This window comes from Streptomyces sp. ATCC 21386, from assembly GCF_018728545.1.
In the GTDB taxonomy this organism is placed as follows: Bacteria; Actinomycetota; Actinomycetes; order Streptomycetales; family Streptomycetaceae; genus Streptomyces.
This window is the reverse complement of record NZ_JAAVVL010000001.1, coordinates 7,426,550-7,445,940: the sequence shown is the minus strand read 5'-3', so window position 1 is coordinate 7,445,940 and position 19,391 is coordinate 7,426,550. Positions and strand designations below refer to the sequence as shown.

Annotated in this window: 11 protein-coding genes; 9 read left to right on the top strand and 2 right to left on the bottom strand. The window is 70.2% G+C overall.

The genetic code is table 11. The annotated features are described in order from the left end of the window. Positions 1-30 precede the first annotated feature (30 nt). Both GWK25_RS31995 and pglZ read left to right on the top strand, forming a co-directional pair. Positions 31-3,918, top strand: coding sequence for a phage resistance protein (locus GWK25_RS31995; protein WP_215455030.1), 3,888 nt, complete (start codon positions 31-33; stop codon positions 3,916-3,918). Then, complete coding sequence (gene pglZ, locus GWK25_RS31990) at positions 3,915-6,860, top strand: BREX-2 system phosphatase PglZ (RefSeq protein WP_215455029.1); 2,946 nt, start codon at positions 3,915-3,917, stop codon at positions 6,858-6,860. The genes GWK25_RS31995 and pglZ overlap by 4 nt, the downstream gene beginning before the upstream one ends. 81 nt (positions 6,861-6,941) lie before the next feature. Here pglZ and GWK25_RS31985 read toward each other — a convergent pair whose 3' ends face one another. Both GWK25_RS31985 and GWK25_RS31980 read right to left on the bottom strand, forming a co-directional pair. Further along, on the bottom strand, positions 6,942-7,994 hold the full coding sequence (locus tag GWK25_RS31985; protein WP_215455027.1) for a CBS domain-containing protein: 1,053 nt from the start codon (positions 7,992-7,994) through the stop codon (positions 6,942-6,944). After that, on the bottom strand, positions 7,991-9,808 hold the full coding sequence (locus tag GWK25_RS31980; protein WP_215455025.1) for a DUF262 domain-containing protein: 1,818 nt from the start codon (positions 9,806-9,808) through the stop codon (positions 7,991-7,993). The genes GWK25_RS31985 and GWK25_RS31980 overlap by 4 nt, the downstream gene beginning before the upstream one ends. A gap of 227 nt (positions 9,809-10,035) precedes the next feature. On the opposite strand from GWK25_RS31980, the gene brxD reads away from it, so the two are divergent. The 7 genes from brxD (at position 10,036) to haaN (ending at position 19,302) form a co-directional block, all read left to right on the top strand. Then, positions 10,036-11,385 carry a BREX system ATP-binding protein BrxD gene (gene brxD / locus GWK25_RS31975; protein ID WP_215455022.1) on the top strand — a complete coding sequence of 450 codons (1,350 nt, stop codon included), beginning with the start codon at positions 10,036-10,038 and terminating at the stop codon, positions 11,383-11,385. Continuing rightward, positions 11,385-13,586, top strand: coding sequence for a DEAD/DEAH box helicase (locus GWK25_RS31970; RefSeq protein ID WP_215455020.1), 2,202 nt, complete (start codon positions 11,385-11,387; stop codon positions 13,584-13,586). Before brxD ends, GWK25_RS31970 begins: the two co-directional genes overlap by 1 nt. A gap of 59 nt (positions 13,587-13,645) precedes the next feature. After that, positions 13,646-13,993, top strand: a complete 348-nt coding sequence (locus GWK25_RS31965; RefSeq protein ID WP_308404361.1) for a hypothetical protein — start codon at positions 13,646-13,648, stop codon at positions 13,991-13,993. Positions 13,994-14,411: 418 nt separating this feature from the next. Next, complete coding sequence (gene haaT, locus GWK25_RS31960) at positions 14,412-17,192, top strand: cyclophane-containing RiPP biosynthesis TPR protein HaaT (protein WP_215455018.1); 2,781 nt, start codon at positions 14,412-14,414, stop codon at positions 17,190-17,192. A 148-nt stretch (positions 17,193-17,340) separates the two neighbouring features. Next, positions 17,341-17,529, top strand: coding sequence for a HaaA family cyclophane-containing RiPP peptide (gene haaA, locus GWK25_RS44370; RefSeq protein WP_286014562.1), 189 nt, complete (start codon positions 17,341-17,343; stop codon positions 17,527-17,529). Between the two features lie 11 nt (positions 17,530-17,540). Next, positions 17,541-18,698 (top strand): FxsB family cyclophane-forming radical SAM/SPASM peptide maturase, encoded by a 1,158-nt coding sequence (locus tag GWK25_RS31955; protein ID WP_215455016.1) that lies wholly within the window; start codon positions 17,541-17,543, stop codon positions 18,696-18,698. Positions 18,699-18,795: 97 nt separating this feature from the next. After that, entirely contained in the window at positions 18,796-19,302 is a 507-nt protein-coding gene (gene haaN, locus GWK25_RS31950; RefSeq protein ID WP_215455014.1) for a cyclophane-containing RiPP N-acetyltransferase HaaN, read from the top strand. Positions 19,303-19,391: the final 89 nt, after the last annotated feature.

The following is a 19,391-nucleotide window of genomic DNA, read 5'->3' as shown; positions in this document are numbered from 1 at the left end:
GAGGCCACCAGATGGAGAGCGTGACCGGTAATGGCCCAGCAGCCGCCCCTCCTCCGCGATGTCATCGACATCAAGGAGAACATCTCCACCTCCGACTTCGTGCTGTCGCTCGCCGAGGCGACGACACCTGAGGGTGCCCGGAACGCGCTCAAGGACTACGTCGTCACCGAGCGGCTGCTGGAGAACTTCGACGAGGCGCTGGCGCTCATCAAGTCCTCGCTCGACGGGCACCGCTCCAAGGCGGCCTACCTGCACGGCTCGTTCGGTTCCGGTAAGTCGCACTTCATGGCCGTGCTGTACGCGCTGCTCAGCGGCGACCCGGCCGCCCGTGCCCGCACCGAGTTCGACCCGGTGCTGACCAAGCACGAATGGCTGACCACGGACGGCAAGAGGTTCCTGCTCGTGCCGTACCACATGCTCGGCGCGAAGGCCCTCGAACAGCGGGTGCTCGGCGGGTACGTCACGCACGTCAAGAAACTGCACCCGGACGCCCCGACCCCGCAGGTGTACCGGACGGACTCCCTCTTCGCCGACATCCGGGCCATGCGCGCCAACATGGGCGACGAGGCGGTCATCCGGGGTCTCGGCACCGGCGTGGACGACGATGACGAGGACGAGTGGGGCGAGGGCTTCGCCTGGACGCCTCAGCTCCTGGACACCGCGCTCGCCGCCGAGGAGAACCACGAGGCGGGCACCGCGCTCAACCTCACCAACCCCTCCACCCCGGCCGAGCTGCGTGCCAAGCTGGTCAACGACGCCGGCACCACGCTCCTCCCAGGCTTCACCAGGAACGCCGCCGAGGACGAGCATGGCTTCATCTCCCTGGACGCCGGCCTGTCCGTCATCGCCGAGCACGCCAAGTCGCTCGGCTACGACGGGCTCATCCTGTTCATGGACGAGCTGATCCTCTGGCTCGCCACCCTCATCCACGACCAGAGGTTCGTCGCCCGCGAGGCCAGCAAGATCACGAACTTCGTGGAGGGCGGCGACGCCCGCCGCGCCATCCCCGTCGTGTCGTTCATCGCCCGCCAGCGCGACCTGCGCGAGCTGGTCGGCGAGGAGGTGTCCGGCGCGGCCGAGTCGTCCATCCAGGACACCCTGAACCTGGCCTCCGGGCGGTTCGACAAGATCACCCTGGAGGACCGCAACCTCCCGCAGATCGCCCATGCCCGCCTCCTCAAGCCCAAGAACGACGAGGCGGCCCAGCAGGTCGACGCGGCCTTCGAGCAGACCAAGAGGGTCGGCACCCAGGTCTGGGACACCCTCCTCGGTTCGGAGAAGGGCACGACCGGCGCCGACGCGGAGTCGTTCCGGCTGACGTACCCGTTCTCGCCGGCGTTCATGGACACCCTCGTCCACATCTCGTCCGCGCTGCAGCGCTCCCGTACCGGTCTGAAGCTGATGGGGCAGCTCCTCGCCGACCACCGCGACGAACTCCGCCTCGGACAGCTCGTCCCCGTCGGCGATCTCTACCCGGTGATCGCGGAGGGTGGCGACAAGCCGTTCACCGACAGCCTGAAGGTCGTCTTCGAGGCCGCCGACAAGCTCTACAAGACCAAGCTGCGGCCCTACCTCCTCAGCTCGTACGACATCACCGAGGACGACGTCGAGCAGTACCGCAACCGGCCCGAATCCCTCACCGACCCGAAGCGGCTGGGCGGGTGCCGGATGTTCGTCGGCGACAACCGGCTCGTGTGCACGCTGCTGCTGTCCGCGCTCGCGCCCAGCGTGCCCTCCCTGGCGGAGCTGACCATCCGGCGGCTCGGCGCCCTCAACCACGGGTCGGTCCTCGCACCCATCCCGGGTGCCGAGGTCGGCATCATCAAGAACAAGGTGGCCGAGTGGGCGGCCCGGTTCCCCGAGATCAAGGAGACCGGCACCGACGCCAACCCCGGCGTACGCCTTGAGCTGTCCGGTGTCGACGTGGACTCCGTCATCGCCAACGCCCAGGTCAACGACAACCCCGGCAACCGCGTCGCCCTCGCCCGCCGCCTGCTGTCCGAGGAACTGGGCGTCGAGCACGGGCAGTTGAGCGACCAGCTCAGCTTCACCTGGCGCGGCACAGCTCGCACCGCCGAGATCGTCTTCGGGAACGTCGCCGACGAGGACGAACTGCCCGACCACGACCTGATGCCGCAGGAGGAGGGCCGCTGGCGCATCGCCATAGACCTCCCCTTCGACGAAGGCGAGTGGGGCCCGGTCGAGGACGTCAACCGCATCCGGCGGCTGCGTGAGCGCCAGCAGGGCGAGCGGTCCCGTGTCGTCGCCTGGCTGCCCGCCCACCTGTCCCAGCAGCGCTTCGCCGACTTCCGGCGTCTCGTCGTCATCGACAAGGCCCTCGCCGACGAGCACCGCTTCGACACCCAGTACGCCGGCCACCTCAACGCCGACAACCGCAGCCGTGCCAAGGGCCTCCTCGAAACCCAGCGTGAGGCTCTGCTCAAGCAGATCAAGGGGGCCTTCAAGCAGGCGTACGGGCTGGCGCAGAAGCAGGCCGCCGACGTCGTGCCCGACTTCGACGACCACCTCGTGCCGCTGCCGGAGGTGGACGGCCTCACCCTGTCCTTCGGGCAGAGCCTGCACGACGGCATCCGGCATGTCGCGGGCAAGCTGCTCGCCCACCAGTACCCGGCCCATCCCGACCTCGATCCCGACGCCACCGGCACCGCCGTGAAGCCCGCCGACACCAAGAAGGTGTTCGCCCACGTCCGCGCCGCCGCCGAGGCGCGCGACGGGCGGGTGGAGGTGCCCGCCGCCGACCGCAGGCTCATGCAGCGGATCGCCGGGCCGCTGCGTCTCGGACAGCAGAAGGAGGCGTACTTCGAGCTGTCCCGCTACTGGGCCGACCACTTCCGGCAGCTCGCCAGCTCCCAGGGCGTCACCGGGGACCTGTCCCTGATCACCCTGACCGACTGGACGGACAAGCCCGATCCACGCGGCCTGCCCGACTTCCTCGCCCGGCTCGTCGTCGCCGCGTTCGCCGAGACGGACGACCGGGTGTGGGTGCGCGGCGGCACCGTCCTCGATCCCGCACCCGAGCTGTCCGCGATCAAGGACCATGACGCGCTGCGCAGCCAGCCGCTGCCCGCCGAGTCGGACTGGGACACGGCACGGCAGCGCTTCGAGACGATCTTCGGACAGAAGGCTCCCGCCCTGCGGCGCGGCCGCATGGTCAACCAGTTCGCCCGCCAGATCATCGAGGCCGCCCGCGCCCACCGGGACCACGCGGCCGATCTGGTGCACCAGCTGGAGGCCCACGGCACCTTCCTCGGCCTCGACCAGACCGCCGACACCGGGCGGCTCCCGCTCGCCCGCCGCTGCCTGCAACTGCTGGACGCGCTCACGGCGGAGGCCGGCAAGGGCGCGGCCGGGGCGAAGAAGACCGTGGAGGCCCTCGCCTCCTTCGACCTGGGCGAGACCAGCGCCGACCGGTACGGCACCTCCGTCAAGCAGGCCCGCAGCGTCGCGGAGGCCGTCGCCTCCGCGCCTTGGAGCACCCTGGAACTCGCGGCCGGACTCGGCCCCGAGGGCGCGGCCCTGCTCGACTCGCTGCGCAACGTGGCCCGCGACGACCAGCGCACCGCCGACCTGCGCGACGCCCTGGCCCGCACCCAGCGCGAGGTCGTCGCCCTGGTGAAGCGCACCCAGGCCGCGGCCCAGCCGCCCGCACCCGTCGTCCAGACCCAGCCCACGGCGGGCGACCTGTCCCTGGACACGCCGACCAGCGACCCGCGCATTCCCTACGCCCCGCAGGAGACACCTGCTTCCGGCTCCTCGGGCAGCGGCACCTCGCGGACGTCCGGTGGACGCCGTACCACCGTGGCCCGGGCCGTCACCGACCTCCAGGCAGAACTGTCCGACCTGGCCGCGCGCCACCCCGACGCGACGATCGAGATCACCTGGAAGGTCGTCGAATGACGGACACCGCCACCGTTGCCCCGGGCGCCGTCCGGCTCAACACCGCGACCGTCACCCAGTACCTGTCCTCGCAGTCCTCTCTCGGCGCCTCGCTGACCGGAGACGGCGGAGGCAGGCGCCGGGTCGTGCTGCTGCGGTCCGCCCCCCAGTGGGACGGTCCCGTGGAACCCGCATGGGCGGACGGGCGGACGGCCGGTGTCGCGGTGGCGCCTTCACCGCTCGCCGTCCACGAACTCGTCCTCGACCACCTGGCGGGCCGCCGGCCCGGCCCCGCCGTGCTGGTCGTCCTCACCGACCGCGAGCAGCACGAACTCGACCCGGCCATCCTCGCCCGCGTCCACAAACTGCGCATCGACACCGTCGACAGCTGGGACGTCGTACGGGAGGCGTTCGGTGCCCGGCAGATCGACCCGCGCCTCAAGGACGTCAACTGGGCCGCCGAAGCCCTGCTGGACGCCACGCCGCCCGGTGGCTGGCCCTCCGTGCCCGGCGGTTGGCTGTCCCGTCAGTACGCCCTCACCGCGCTCACCCAGCGCCGCCTGCGCCTCGGCCGGTACGACACCGAAGGAGGCACGCGGCGCCCCGGTGACGACCGGCTCGACGCCCAGACCCTGCTGCACTGGTCGACCCGCCCCGGTGCTCCGGAGCGGCTCCTCGGGCTGCGTGGCCCGGAACGTGCCGGGCTGACGGCCTTCCTCGCCGAGGAGGACCAGGCCGGCCTCGCCGGACGCGCCCTGCTCGCCCTCGTCGACGCCGAGCGGGGCGCGGACGCCGCCGCCTTCGGACTCGTCTGCGCGGCACTGTGGCAACACGCCGAGCCCGCCCCCGAGACGTACCAGGCACGGGGCCGCGGCGAACGCTACTTCGGTGACCAGCCCCCGGCGGTCGGTGAACAACTCGACGCCCTGGTGAGCGTCTTCGGCCGCGCTGCCGAGGAGTACCTGACCACGCTGCTGGCAGCCGGACACCGTACCGGTGGCGGTGGCGGTGGCGGTGGCGGTGGCGGTGACGGGGACCAGGCCCGCGAGGCACGCCGGACCTGCGGCACCGTGCTCGACCGGGCGGCCGCGCTGGCACGCCAGTTCGGTGCGGAGCAGGCCGTCGCGGCGAGCCCCGTTCTGCGGGGCGGACTCGAAGCCCGCTTCACGGCTGTCGGACGGGCGTTCGCAGAGGGAGACAGGGGCATGGTGGCGGAGGCCGTCCGGCGCCTCGCGGACCATCGGCTCGCCGCCGAGCCGGAGGAGTCCGCCCGCATCGAACGCGCCCGCATGGGACAACGCCTCGCCCGCTGGCTGCTGACCGACACGCCTGCCGAGAGCCCCACGGTGGCCGACGCCATACAGCGGCACGTCACCGAGACCGGCTGGGTCGACCTGGCTCTGGAGCACATCGAGGCCGGCGGCGACCCCGACTCCGTCCTCAAGGCCGCCTACGACTCCCTCGGCTCACGCGTCCGGGACAGGCGGCGGCAGATCGACGCGTTCTTCGCGCGCTCTCTGGCCGCCTGGACGCAGGCCGGCACTCATCCCGGCTGCATGCTCACCGTCGAGACCTTCCTCGACCGCGTGGTCGGACCAGTCGTCCGGCGCGGGGAGGAACGGCGGGTACTGCTGCTCGTGCTCGACGGCATGAGCGTGGCCATAGCGAACGAACTCGGCGAGGAACTGCGTTCCTCCTGGGCGGAGTTCGATCCGCTGCCCGAGGGCGCTCCACGGCGTCGGGCGATGGCCGCCGCACTTCCCACCCTGACGGCCGTGTCCCGCACCTCACTCTTCGCGGGCACGCTGATGAAGGGCACCCAGGCTGACGAGAAGAGGCTCTTCCCCGCGCTGAAGCTGTGGGGCGGGGCGCCGGCCGCCGTCTTCCATAAGGACGACCTGCGCACCGAGACCGCGGGTGACACCTTCGGCCCGGCCCTCACGGAAGCGCTCACCGACGGGCGGACCCATGTCGCCGTCGTCCTCAACGCCATCGACGACCGCCTCGCCAAGGAACAGAAGCTCGGCGACGGTGCCTGGCGGGTCGACGACGTGCCCGGCCTGCGGGATCTGCTGCGGGTGGCGGCGGCCCAGGGTATGGCCGTCATCCTCACCAGCGACCACGGCCACGTCGTCGACCGGCACGGAAAGAAGGTCGACGCCGCAGTCGAGCCCGCGTCCGCCCGACACCGCCTGCCCTCCGTCGGTCCCCTCGCCGACCGGGAGATCGCCCTTACCGGACCGCGAGTGGTGTGGCCGGAGCCAGGCGGGTCCATCGTGGCGCTGTGGGACGCCGACTCCCGCTACACCGCCCTCAAGGCCGGCTACCACGGAGGGGCCTCGCTCGCCGAGTTCACCATCCCGGTGCTCGCCTTCCTGCCGTTCGGGGCGGAACCGCCCAAGGGGTGGCGCGAGTTGGGGGACCAGCTGCCCCTCTGGTGGGCTCCGGAGGAGGTGGGGAGGGCATCACTGCCGAGTGAGGCCACCACGCAACTGCTCGTCGGCGCGACTCCCTCTGTGCCGAAGAAGCCGACGGGGAAGTCCCAGAAGAAGCAGGCGGAACTCGCGCGAACGCACGAGGCGCTTTTCGACGTGGAGCTGACCGCCGGGGGAGACGACTCCCTTCTCACCCCGACTCTCGTCTCTCGGACGGAGGCGCTCGTGACGGCGCTGCTCGACTCCGAGACGTACCAGGGCCAGCTCGGCGGTCTGGCCCGCAAACCGCAGCAGGAGCAGGTCCACAAGGCGCTCGCCGCCCTGATCGACGCGGGCGGCACCCTGCCCGTGACCGCGCTCGCCCAGCGCGCCGGCCTGCCCGTCACCCGAGGCGACGGTTTCGCCGCCGTCCTGCGGCAACTCCTCAACTACGACGGCGTACAGGTTCTGGAGACCCTGCCGGACGGCCGTACCCTGCGGCTCCACGAGGCACTGCTGCGTGAGCAGTTCGCTCTCGGAGCGGGCTGAGGAGGTGTCTCGGGGTGCCTCGGTCCTCGGCCCTGAGGCACCCCGAGCGGTCCACCCGCGTCGAAGGTGAATGCGGCTATCTCACGACGCGAACGCCCGGAGCACCTTCGCGAAGGTCGTCAGCTCGTCGATCATTTCCGGCGGAAGCGGCTTCTCGTCGAAGTGGGCGATGCGGTTGCGGATGTCCTTCACCCGCTTCAGCAGGCCGATGAACTGCTCCCGGGGCATGTTGGGCCACTTCAGGGCCTCCCAGTTGCGGTCGGCCTGCTCGGCGAAGGGCTGCTTCGTCTGGTCACCGTCCAGGAGTCTCAGGTAGTCGCCGAACATCAGGTCCGACACCTGGCCGGTGCGGCGTTCCGGCTTCCTGTTCGTCTGGACCGCCTTGATGGTCTCCGCGTCCAGCGCCGCGCCCAGGCAGCGGCGCAGCAGCGACTCGATCTCGCCCACGATGAAGAAGGGGCGCGCCGCTCCCTCGAAGCGTTCCGTGACGTCCGCGGCGGTGACGACGCCCGAGAGGCAGCCGTCGTCGCCGCGGACGAGAAGGTAGCCGTGCTCGCGGATGACAGGGAGGGCGGTGAAGAACTCCTGTCGGGCGTCGGCGACGGGCAGCGAGTCCTTCTCCATCGCGTTGTCGAGGGTGGCCGCCTTCCCCGCCTCGTACATCTTGGCCACGGACCCCCAGGTGACGACACCGTGGACCTGCGCCATACCGGTGGTCACCGGAATCTGGGAGAGGCCCTTCGTACGCATCAGAAAGGTCGTCTGGGACAGGGGCGTGCCGGGGCCCACGGACACCACGCCGCGCCGCGCGGACGGGATGTCGCCCAGCAGCAGCCGCTGGGGCAGGGCGTGCGAAGGCAGGGCCTCGTCCGCCGCGTCGGCCTCGTCGTCCGCGTCGGTCGGCGTGCGCTGTGCGGGAACGGCCGTCAGCGGCACGACATCGACGGTGGTGCGCAGGCCGCAGACGGCGAAGTCCGGCAGCGTGGTCAGCCCGGCGTCCGTCAGAGCCTGCGAGATCCGATGCACCGTCCGGTGGTCGCGGACCCTGACCTGGAAGAGGTCGAGGATCTCCTGCACGGACACGGTCCTGCCCTTGAGCGAGGCCATGTCCCGCTCCTGAGGCCTGGTCGTCATCGGGCGTCGTCCTCCGGCAGGTCGCGGAGCATCGTCTTCTTGCCCATGGCGGAGTGCACGAGGTCCTGCAACTGTTTGGAGCGGTCGCGGTAGAAGCGCTCGTAGTCGTTCTCGCGCAAGGCGTCCGGATCGATCAGGTGGGTGGCCAGGACGTCGTCGAACCACTCGCGGCGCATGTCGGACGCGGCGATCATCGTGGACAGGTACGACGACGGCGCCCCCGTCATGTCCATGGCCGCGCGGTACGACAAGGGGGTCTTGTTCACGATCGAACCGGTGGGCAGCCCCTCGCTGTTGCCCCGCCGGAACCACGTCTTCGGGAAGATCTGCCGGATGTCCACGCCGTACTCGTCCAGCCTGCCGGGGCTGAGCGGGGCGTCCGTGTGGTGCCAGTCCACCGCCCCCTGCTTGATCAGCAGAGCGTAGATCCCCTTGTAAGCGGCGCTGTTGCGGGTGGTGAGGGTGTCGAGACGCTCGGCGAAGAAGAACGCCTCCGTGACCGTCTCGGGTGCCCTCTCCTCCTGCGCGATCCAAGGGACGAGCTGCTCGACGTCCTTGGTGAAGCGCGTCTCCGTGGAGCCGCCGTACATCTCACCGAGCACCCCGCACCAGAACCACTGCTCGACCTTCTCCTCCGCCCCCAGACCGTCCATCGCCGTGTCGAGGATGGCGCGGACGGCCGCGAGCGGCACCAGCTGCGTCTTGTACGGCAGGTCGGCCGGGCGGACGATGCACTGCCGTTCCAGGAAGTCGCCCACCCATGCGAAGGCGTCGGCGAGCTTGGGCGCCAGGCGGACGAAGTCGGCCAGGGGGAGGTCCAGCAGGTCGCGGCGCTTGCAGGACACCGTGGCCCCGAGGCCCGCCTGCTTGCGCTCCCACGTGCGCACCAGCGCGATGGACTGGAGGAAGTCGATGCTGCTCAGCCCGTTTTCCAGACCGCTCTCGATGCGGCCGAAGACCGGGTACTTGCTCGCCAGCGTCTGCTTGATCTCCCGCCACACCTCGGGGAGCTGGTAGTAGTCCCCGGTCAGTTCCACATGGTCGCGGTCCCCGGCGTACGTCGCGGTGAGCAGTTCGAACACGTTCAGGGGCACACCGCCCGTGTTGACCCGCTCGAACACCGCGCAGACGGCGTCCATCGAGGTGGAGGCGCCCAGCCGGATCATCGGGACCTGGAAGGCACGGACCTGCTGGAGGACCGCTTCGTCGAACTGGCCCCACAGGTCCCAGTTCCGGTCCTCGTCGGCCTTGATGTACGCCTTTTTCCACTCGTTCACGCGCTGCGCGTCGAAAACGAAGTGGAGAGGGAAGAGGCCGGCCGCGCATTCGGCCTCGGTGCTGCTCAGATCCAGCACGACCGTACGGTTGAAGTCCGTCCGTAGCACCTTGTCGGCCGGGACGGACACGACGGCCTCGTCGCGGTCCGCGGACGGTCCGACGGCCTTCGCGATGTCGACGTAGTACCACCGCTGGATGGGCTTGTTCCGAGAGTCCGCTGTCTCCACCGGGGCGTCGAGCCACAGGGCCTGGAAGAGGGAGGTGAGGCGCTGCTGTCCGTCGAGCAGCAGGAGGTCGGCCTCGGGATCTCCGTCCGGCCGTGCACCGGTGAGGGTCCGGGAGCGGAACCGGGTGGCGCCGCCGGTCTGCAGCGTCATCACGACACCGAGCGGGTAGTCAAGAGTGACGGTCGCGATGATCGCCCGGATCCGGTCGTCGTCCCACTTCCAGTTCCGCTGGAAGTCGGGCAACTGTAAGGAGCCCGAGGCGACATCCGCCAGAACGTCCTTCAGCTTCACGTTGTCGAGGGCCGCCATGTGACTCCACTTCCCACCCTGTTGTCTGTACGGAGAGTGATTTCATCAGCGTGATCCGGTGACGGTCAACTGGTTCACCGAACAACGAGTTGACCGTGACCACCACCGGTTCAGTTGCAGGGCCGGGGCCATGAGTCTGGTCGACGACCGGCTCACCGTGTCACGAGCCGGGTATCGGCGGACTTCTTCCAGGCACCGTCGCACGGAGAGATGGGACACTGGTCCCCGTGAGCACCACCGGATCCAAGCGCCACGCCCAGGTCAGCGCGGCCCGCCGCCGTACCGTCCTTGACGCCCTGCGCCGTGGAGCCGTACCCGAGAGCGGGCTCGACCTGCTCGCAAGCGGCCTCGACCGGTTCGAGACGGCCCTGGACGCAGAACTGACCGCCGTGGCGTCCGGGGGATCCGTGTTCAAGGCCGTACGAGGCGAGTACGGGTCCGGCAAGACGTTCTTCACCCGCTGGCTGGGCGAGCGGGCCAAGCGCCGCAACTTCGCCGTGGCCGAGATCCAGATCTCGGAGAACGAGACGCCGCTGCACAAGCTGGAGACGGTCTACCGGCGGCTCACCGAGAGGCTCACCACGTCCAGCTTCCCGCCCAGCGCCCTGCGGCCCGTGGTAGACGCCTGGTTCTACGCCCTGGAGGAGGACGCCCTCGCGGCCGGCGCGACCGAGGAGGAGCTGCCCGTCAAGGTGGAGAAGCTCCTCGTGGCGCGGCTCGCCGAGGTGTCCCGGCACGCCCCGTCCTTCGCCACCGCACTCCGCGGCTACCGGGTCGCCCTCGCGGACGGTGACGAGGCGACCGCCTCGGCCGTCCTGGCATGGCTCGGCGGCCAGCCGCATGTGGCGGCCTCCGCCCGCAGGTCCGCCGGGGTGCGCGGCGACCTCGACCACTTCGGTGCCCTCGGTTTCCTGCAAGGGCTCCTCACCGTGCTGCGCGACTCCGGGCACACCGGGCTCTTCGTCGTGCTCGACGAGGTGGAGACGCTCCAGCGGGTCCGGTCGGACGCCCGTGACAAGGCGCTCAACTCGCTGCGGCAGCTCATCGACGAGGTGCACTCCGGCCGCTTCCCCGGCCTGTACCTCGTCATCACCGGCACGCCCGCCTTCTACGACGGGCAGCAAGGCGTGCAGCGTCTGGCACCGCTCGCCCAGAGGCTCGCCACCGACTTCACCACCGACCCGCGCTTCGACAACCCCCGGGCCGTGCAGATCAGGCTCCCCGGTTTCAACCAGGAGTCCCTGATCGGCCTCGGCATCACCATCCGGGATCTGTACGCCGAGGCCGCCGCGTCGCCCGAGCGCGTGCGTACGGTCGTCGACGACGCCTACGTCGCGGACCTCGCGCGGGCCGTCGGCGGGGCGCTGGGCGGGAAGGTCGGGGTGGCTCCTCGCCTGTTCCTGAAGAAGCTGGTCGGGGATGTGCTCGACCGCGTGGACCAGTTCGACGACTTCGATCCCCGGCAGCACTACCGGCTGACGGTCGCCGGCAGCGAACTCACCGACGTGGAGCGAAACCTGGCCGCCACGGTCGCCGGCGGCTCCGCGTCGGCCGACGACATCGACCTGGAGCTGTGATGGGGTGGGACGCGGGGAGCCCCGCCGGTACGGGCCAGAGCGGGGACGGAGCCGACGTACTCGACCGGCTGGACCCCGTCGTGCTCCACCACATCGTCAACACCCTTGGCTGGCCCGATCTGCGCCCCCTCCAGCGGTCGGCTGTCACACCACTCATGGACGGGCAGGACGCCGTGCTGCTGGCGCCGACGGCGGGCGGCAAGACCGAGGCGGCCTGCTTTCCACTGCTGTCGGCGATGACCGAACAGAAGTGGACGGGCACCTCCGTCCTGTACCTGTGCCCGCTCAAGGCCCTCCTCAACAACCTGGTCGGCCGCGTCGACTCCTACGCCCAGTGGCTCGGACGGCGCGCGGCGCTCTGGCACGGCGACACCAAGGAGTCGCAGCGTCAGCGCATCCGTACCGAGGCGCCGGACGTCCTGCTCACCACGCCCGAGTCACTTGAAGCGATGCTCATCGGCGTCAAGACCGACCATGCACGGCTGCTGGGGAGCGTGCGGGCCGTGGTCGTCGACGAGGTGCACGCCTTCGCCGGTGATGATCGGGGATGGCACTTGCTCGCCGTGCTTGAGCGGCTGGAGAGGGTCACCGGGCGGCCCATCCAGCGCGTCGGGCTTTCGGCGACCGTCGGGAACCCCGCCCAACTGCTGCACTGGTTGCAGGGCGCCGGCGCCGCAAGCCGTACGGGGCAGGTCGTCGCCCCGGGGGTGGAGCCGCCGCCCGACCCCGGCAGGGCCGGGACGCCCGACGACGCGGGCGCCGACCGCCCCGGGCCCGCGGGCGAGGTGGAACTCGACTACGTGGGCTCCCTGGAGAACGCCGCCAAACTCATCGCGGCCCTGCACCGGGGAGAGAAGAGGCTCGTTTTCTGCGACTCCCGCCGACAGGTCGAGGAGCTGGGCGCCGCGCTGCGGGCCCGGGAGGTGACCGTCTTCCTGTCGCACGCCTCCCTGTCCGTCGACGAACGCACCCGTTCCGAACGGGCCTTCGCCGAGGCGCGCGACTGCGTCATCGTCTCCACCTCGACCCTGGAACTGGGCATCGACGTGGGCGACCTCGACCGCGTCATCCAGGTCGACTCGCCGGCCTCCGTCGCCTCGTTCCTGCAACGCATCGGTCGCACGGGCAGGCGCCCCGGTACCGTGCGCAACTGCCTGTTCCTCACCACCCGAAAGGACACGCTGCTGCAGGCGGCCGGCCTGCTGGTGCTGTGGTCGCGGGGCTGGGTGGAACCGGTCGTCCCGCCACCCGAGCCGCGCCACCTGGTGGCCCAGCAACTACTGGCTGTCACTCTGCAACAGCACAAGCTGGGCGACCATTTGTGGGACCGCCAGTGGAACGGCCTGGCCCCCTTCGATAGCTCCGCCGCCCCGATCCTGCGCTTCCTCACCGAGGAGGGTTTCCTCGACAGCGACGGCGGCATGCTGTTCGTGGGACCCGAGGCGGAACGCCGTTTCGGTAAGCGGCACTTCATCGAACTCACCGCGTCCTTCACCGCGCCGCCGCAGTTCACTGTCCTGTCCGGGCGTACGGAGATCGGCCGTACCGATCCGAGCGTCCTCACCGAGGAGCGGCCCGGCCCGCGGCGGCTGCTGCTCGGGGGGCGCAGTTGGCAGGTCACCTACATCGATTGGCTGCGCAAACGCGTCTTCGTCGAGCCTGCCGACGGCGGCGGCATCGCCAAGTGGATGAACGGCGGCGTCGTCGGACTGTCCTACGCCCTGACGCGTGCCATGCGCGAGGTGCTGCTGGGGACGGATCCGCCCGTCTCCCTCACCCGGCGTGCGGAGACGTGCTTGGCCGAACAGCGCGAGACCGACGCACCCGCCACGGTGCACCCGGGCGGCACACTGATCACGCGCGTCGGCTCCGACGTCCGCTGGTGGACCTGGGCTGGTTACCGCGCCAACGCCACCCTGGCAGCCACCCTGCAGTCGGTCACCGACCCTCTGCAACGCCCCACCGACAGCTGGCTGCGCCTGCGTGAGAATCTCACCCCGGGCGACTGGCGCACGGCCCGCGACAACGTCGGAGAGAACCTCGTCCTGCCTGACGTGGACCGCCGGGCCGTACGCGGCCTGAAGTTCTCCGCCGCCCTTCCGGAACGCCTCGCTGTGGCTACTGTGGCGGTCCGCCTGGCCGACTTCGAGAGCGCCCGCCTGGTGCTCGGCGAGCCGGCACGCTTTCAGTACTGCGACTGACTTGTCAGGGCGGCCACCTCGCCTACGGCCGAGCCGACGAGACCAGTTGCTTCCCGATGATGCGGTTCGGCGCCGCGCGCGACACCGCCCGTGCGCTCTGGCCGCCGGGGATCTATCCGGTCGCGGGCACCGTCGAAGTGGTCTTCCAGTACTTGAAGCGACGCCCCCCGTTCGACGACGAGCCACTGCGTCGCGAGCTGATGATCCGGCTGAACGGCATCGAGGGCATCGACCTGGCCGAAGCCAAACTGGACCTGCGTCCGTCCTTTCCGCTGGAGGTCTTCTCCGGGCACGGCGAAGAGATCTGCGCGGTGCTGGAGTGGTTCGCGCACACCGCTGCCCTGGCCGACGCCCGCCGCATGGCGGACGACGATCCGGAGACCTCGCGGCGGCGGAATGGGCGCTGACGCGCCCCTCAGGTGCGTGAGGTCCGAGAATCTCTGGGCCCCGCGCACCGCCGAACACAAAGTGACCCTGGCCGGACGAAGTGCTGCAGCACGGCCGGCTGATGAGCAGGTGCCGTGACGGGGGCGTCGACGCCCACCGGAGTCCCGGCGGCTTCATCGGAACCGTGCCGTCCGACACCTCGGGAGTGATGCCGAGACACAGGCCGGGATTCGGGGAGGAAGCCGAACAACGCGCTCCGCACACCGCATGGCCAGAGCGCGCCCTTGACCAGCCCCATGAGGGCTGCTCCGCTTGGTGGGTCGGGGTGTCGGATTCGGGGGGCGGCTTCGTGGCCAGGTTGGTTCCAGGTGCGCTGGGTCGGGGCAAGGGTCGCGGAGATGACGCGGCTGGGTCCGCCGTCGGCCCGGCGGGCCGGGCATGAGGTTACGGCGTGGCCTCGCCGTCGCCTGCGTCGCTGGCGGCGTCGCGATCATCACCGTGCTGATCGGGCTCGTCACGAACGCGGTGTCCGCACAGGCGCGCTGGCCCGGTGTGCTCGGCTGGATCCAGGAGCACGCCTGGTCGTCGTTCATCGCCCTGGGCGTGGCCCTGGTCGGGCTGACGGCATTGCCCGCGGCCCTGTCGGAGTCGCGGACGCTCGGGGGTCCCCAGCCGCCGCAACCCCGCCCGGACGACGCGGTGGGGCTGCTGGGCGCCGCCCTGGTCCTTCGTTCGCTGCCGAGGGACACGACGGCGTTCACCAACCGGTCGACCGAGCTGGAAAGCCTCGTGACGTCGGTGAAGGCCTCGCAGGAGAACGGGCAGTCACTGCCGGTCCATGTGATCGACGGGATGCCCGGCGTCGGCAAGACCGCCTTCGCCGTGCGCGCCGGACACGTCCTGTCTGAGCGGTTTCCGGACGGGCAGCTCTTCGTGAACCTCAACGGACACACGCCGGGACAGAGCCCGGTGCACCCCGCCGAGGCGCTGGCCTCGCTGCTGGCGGCCACCGGAGTGCCGACGCAGCAGATACCGGTCGGTGACGATCCGGGGGCGGTCACGGAGGCCCGGGCCGCGATGTGGCGGAGCCGCCTCGCGGGCAAGAGAGCGCTGCTCATCCTCGACAACGCGGCGAGCTACCGGCAGTTGGAGCCCCTGCTCCCCGGTGGGAGCGATTGTCTGGTGCTGGTGACGAGCCGCAGACGACTGGCGGCGCACGAGGAAGTGGTGCTGCCGGTCGCGGAGTTACCGCCCCACTACGCGGTGGACCTGTTCGTACGTCTCAGCGGTCGTTCGCTCGATGTGCTCGGCCGTCAGGTGGTCGAGGAACTGGTGCGGACGTGCGGGTACCTGCCGCTGGGCGTGTCACTGCTCGCCGCCCGGTTGCGGCACCACCCGACATGGAGCGCCGAGGATCTCCGGGAGCGGCTGGCGGCGGCCGGGGACCGGCTCGGGGAGTTCCGTGCCGGTGAGAGAGCGGTCGTCGCGGCCTTCCAGCTGTCCTATCGGGACCTTCCGCCGGGGCGACAGGACTTCTTCCGCAGCCTTGGTTTCTACCCGGGTACAGACATATCGGAGTATGCCGGTGCCGCGCTCGCCACGACAGGAGTGGCGGAAGCCCGCGGTCACCTGGAGGCGCTCTACGACGACCACCTGATCGACGAACACCCGGGGAGCCGCTACCGGCTTCACGACCTGTTGCGTGACTACGCCCGTCGTCTCGCGGGTGAGGGAGGCAGTATGGAACAGGTTCAGGCCGTCCAGCGTGTGTGCACGTACTACCTGGCCGCTCTCGCCGTCGCCAACACCTACCTCGTCCGCAGCGGTGCGGCCGTGCTCCCGCCGCCCGATGACGCGGCCGGTGTGGAGACCCCGGCGATGGGATCCCGTACGGCCGCTGTCGGGTGGCTGGAGAGGGAGCGGGCCAATGTCCTGTCCTGCATCGAACAGGCCAACAGGCTGGCCTTGCACGATCTTGTGATCGGTCTGGCCGCGGCGATGGCCCCCTTCCTGCGCCAGGCCGGACCGTGGGACCAGGCCGTCGGCCTGCACCGGACGGCCGCCGAAGCGGCCCGGCGTACGGGTGACCGACGAGCCCTGGCCGGCGCGCTGGCCGAACTCGGCGTCGTACGGCGCTTCATGGCCGTTTACGGGGAAGCGACCGAGGCGCTGAACGAGGCGGCGACACGTTACGACGAGGCCGGTGACCGGAAGGGCAAGGCCGATGCCCTGAACCAGGCGGGGATCGTCTGGTACCTGACCGCCGACAACGAGTCTGCGGAGCGCGCCCAGAGCGAAGCGCTGCTCATCTACCGGGAGTTGGGAGATCGGCTCGGGCAGGCGAACGCGCTTGCGGACCTCGGCATGGTGCGCAGGCAGACCAGCCGGTTCGACGCGGCCGTCGAGGCCCAGACCGAGGCGCTGTCTATCTACCGAGAACTGGGTGACCGGTACGGTGAGGCCAACTCGCTCCGTGATCTGGGTGTCGTGCACTGTCTGACGGGCGAGTACGAACGAGCGGCCCGGCGGCACCGCGAGGCGTTCGACATCTACCGCCTGCTCGACGACCGGGTCCACCAGGCGTACGCCCTCAACGAGCTCGGCGTCGTGCGGCGCATCACCGGGGATCTCGCCGGGGCACGGGAAGACCACACGCGGGCACTGGAGTACTACACCGAACTCGGCGACCGATTCGGCCGTGCCAACAGCATTCGGCACCTCGGGGCACTGGACCGGGTCGGAGGGGACATCCCGGAAGCGGTCCGCCGGCTGGAGGAAGCCCTGACGGTGTATCGCGACCTCGGCAGTCGTGGAGGTGAAGCCGCGGCACTGAGCGAACTGGGGGCCGCGCGGGGCGCCGCCGGGGACCGGGACGGTGCCCTGAGGGCGTTCCGGCGCAGTGTGGAGCTCTCGCGCGAACTGGGCGATCGGTGTGCCGAGGCGGAAGTACTCAACAACTGGGGGGCCTTGCTGCGTTCGTCCGGCGATCCGGTTGCCGCACGCGGGTACTTCCAGCTGGCGGTGAGACTGGCACGCGACGTCCGCTGTCCGCTTGAGGAAGCCAGGGCGCTGGAGGGGATCGGGCGCTGTGAGCGGGTGATCGGCGGGCGAGGTGCGGCTGAGGGGCCGCTGCGTGAAGCGGCCGCGGTCTACGGCCAGTTGGGCCTGGGGAACGCGGTCGCGGAGGTTGAGCGATTGCTGGCGCGACGGCCACGGTGAGTACGTAACGTGAGGGTAATGTAGCGGAGTGTGGCTGATTCGTGTCTCACGCGGGAGGCGCGGGAACTGTTACCTTGCTGTCTAAGCTTGATCCTTCAACCATTGATCGTCGGGGTGATTCTCGGCGCGGCACAGCAGGGGGCGTTGGATGGTGTCAGAAACGGCTCATGCGGCGGTGTGTCGTGGTGCGGAGGAGTCCCAACCGGCCGAGCGATCCGCGGTGCTGGACCGCTTAGGTGCTCGCGTGCGGCGACGTCTGGCGGCGGAGCGATCGGCTCCGGAGCAGGTCGCCGGCGGCAGCCACGGAGCGTCCCTCATCGGGCCGCTGCCGCAGTAAGGGCGTCGGTCGTGACGCTTTATCCCGTTCCCTTCCGGTCGTTCGTTCTCAAGTCCGCGAACCGCTGCAACATCGACTGCGACTACTGCTACGTCTTCAACTCCCCTGACCAGGCATGGCGAAGGCTGCCCGCCCGCATGAGCGTGGAGGTCGCCCGAGCGGCCGGGAGGAGAATCCGCCAGCACGCGGCGACGCACCAGCTGCGGACAGTGGATCTTGTACTGCACGGAGGCGAACCACTACTGGCCGGCAGACGGCACACGCATGCCCTGCTGACCGCCCTCCGTGAGGAGATCCCGGCGGACGGCCCGGAAGTCCGCTTCGAGCTGCAGACCAACGGCACGCTGCTCTCGGAGAGTTGGCTCGACCTGTTCGAAGAGTTCGCGGTCACGGTGGGCGTCAGCCTCGACGGACCGCCGCACGCCAACGACCGGCACCGCCTGACCCATGCGTCCCGTTCGAGCGCGGCCTCGGCCGAACGCGGCGTACAACTGTTGCGAACCCGGCCGCACCTGTTCGCAGGCCTGCTGGCCGTGGTCGATCTGGCCAACAGCCCGGAAGAAGTCCACGACTACCTGGCCGCCTTCGATCCGCCGGTCATCGACTTCAACCTCCCGCACGGCACGCACGACGCCCCACCCCCTCGCAACAACCCTTCGCTCCCCGAGTACGGGATGTGGATGAGCCGTGTCTACGACGCCTGGCTCGCCCGGCCCCAGCACCGCCACACCGTCCGGATGCTGGAGGATGTGGCCGCTCTCAGTGCGGGTGTACGTGGCTCCGTCGAGACGCTCGGACTCGCCCCACCCGCAACCGTGGTGATCGAATCCGACGGGTCCCTGGAAGGTGTGGACACCCTCCGCTCCGTCGAGGAAGGCGCCTCCTGGCTGGGCCTCGACGTCTTCCACGCCACCCTCGACGAGGCGGCCCTCCATCCAAAGCTCTCGCACAGGCAGTACGGCAAGGATGCGCTCGCCGACCAATGCCGGTCCTGCCCGCTGGTCGAGGTCTGCGGCGGCGGTTACCTTCCGCACCGCTTCAGCTCCGCCCGTGGCTATGACAACCCCTCGGTCTACTGCGCCGACCTGGAGCACCTCATCCGGCACGTTCAGAGGTCGCTGCTCCGGCACGGATGGGAACTGTCGGCTTCAGCGCCGTCGCCCCCATAGCTCTGCCACCCGCACAGCTCTGCCACGCGCATCGCGATGGCGCAACGCGCGTTGACCGAGTCGACGCCCGAAACGACGAGAAAGAAGGAGAGCACGCATGAGCATGAGGATTCGCCCGGCCGGTGTGGGTGACGTCCGGGCACTGGCCAGGCTGATCGAAGAGATCGAGCGCTTCTACGGGGCGACCGAGATCCAGCCTTTCGAAGAGCGCCGGTCCCAAGTCAGGCAGGCTCTCTTCGGTTCCCCACCACTGGCTTCCGCCCTGCTCGTCGAGGACGGCCGGGGCGACATCGTGGGCATGGCCGCGTACTCGTTTCTCTGGCCGGCCGCGGGCTCCTCCCACTCCCTCTTCCTCAAGGAACTCTACGTCCGGGACTCCCTCCGTCGGCAGGGAGTCGGAAAGGCGCTGATGCGGAGGCTCCGCGACATCGCCCAGGAGCGGCCGGGATGCAGTCGCCTGGAGTGGATGACCGACCGTGAGAACGAGGGGGCCCGGTCGTTCTACCGGGAGCTCGGCTTCACCGAGTTCGATGGGAAGATCGTCTACCGGCTGGAGACAGGGGCCGGCGTCACCAGGGAACCCGCGCACTCCGTCTCGGCCTGACCCGCTCCGCACGTCAGTCGGCCTGACCAGCTTCGGACGCCAACCGCCGCGCCGGCAGGTGACGCCACTGCCGCCGTCGGGGCACGTCC

Bases quoted from the DNA above. Each gene is read 5' to 3' on its own strand.
- GWK25_RS31995 (WP_215455030.1), top strand. From the start codon at position 31: ATGGCCCAGCAGCCGCCCCTCCTCCGCGATGTCATCGACATCAAGGAG.
- pglZ (WP_215455029.1), top strand. From the start codon at position 3,915: ATGACGGACACCGCCACCGTTGCCCCGGGCGCCGTCCGGCTCAACACC.
- GWK25_RS31985 (WP_215455027.1), bottom strand. From the start codon at position 7,994: ATGACGACCAGGCCTCAGGAGCGGGACATGGCCTCGCTCAAGGGCAGG.
- GWK25_RS31980 (WP_215455025.1), bottom strand. From the start codon at position 9,808: ATGGCGGCCCTCGACAACGTGAAGCTGAAGGACGTTCTGGCGGATGTC.
- GWK25_RS31970 (WP_215455020.1), top strand. From the start codon at position 11,385: ATGGGGTGGGACGCGGGGAGCCCCGCCGGTACGGGCCAGAGCGGGGAC.
- GWK25_RS31965 (WP_308404361.1), top strand. From the start codon at position 13,646: ATGCGGTTCGGCGCCGCGCGCGACACCGCCCGTGCGCTCTGGCCGCCG.
- haaT (WP_215455018.1), top strand. From the start codon at position 14,412: ATGAGGTTACGGCGTGGCCTCGCCGTCGCCTGCGTCGCTGGCGGCGTC.
- haaA (WP_286014562.1), top strand. From the start codon at position 17,341: ATGGTGTCAGAAACGGCTCATGCGGCGGTGTGTCGTGGTGCGGAGGAG.
- haaN (WP_215455014.1), top strand. From the start codon at position 18,796: ATGAGCATGAGGATTCGCCCGGCCGGTGTGGGTGACGTCCGGGCACTG.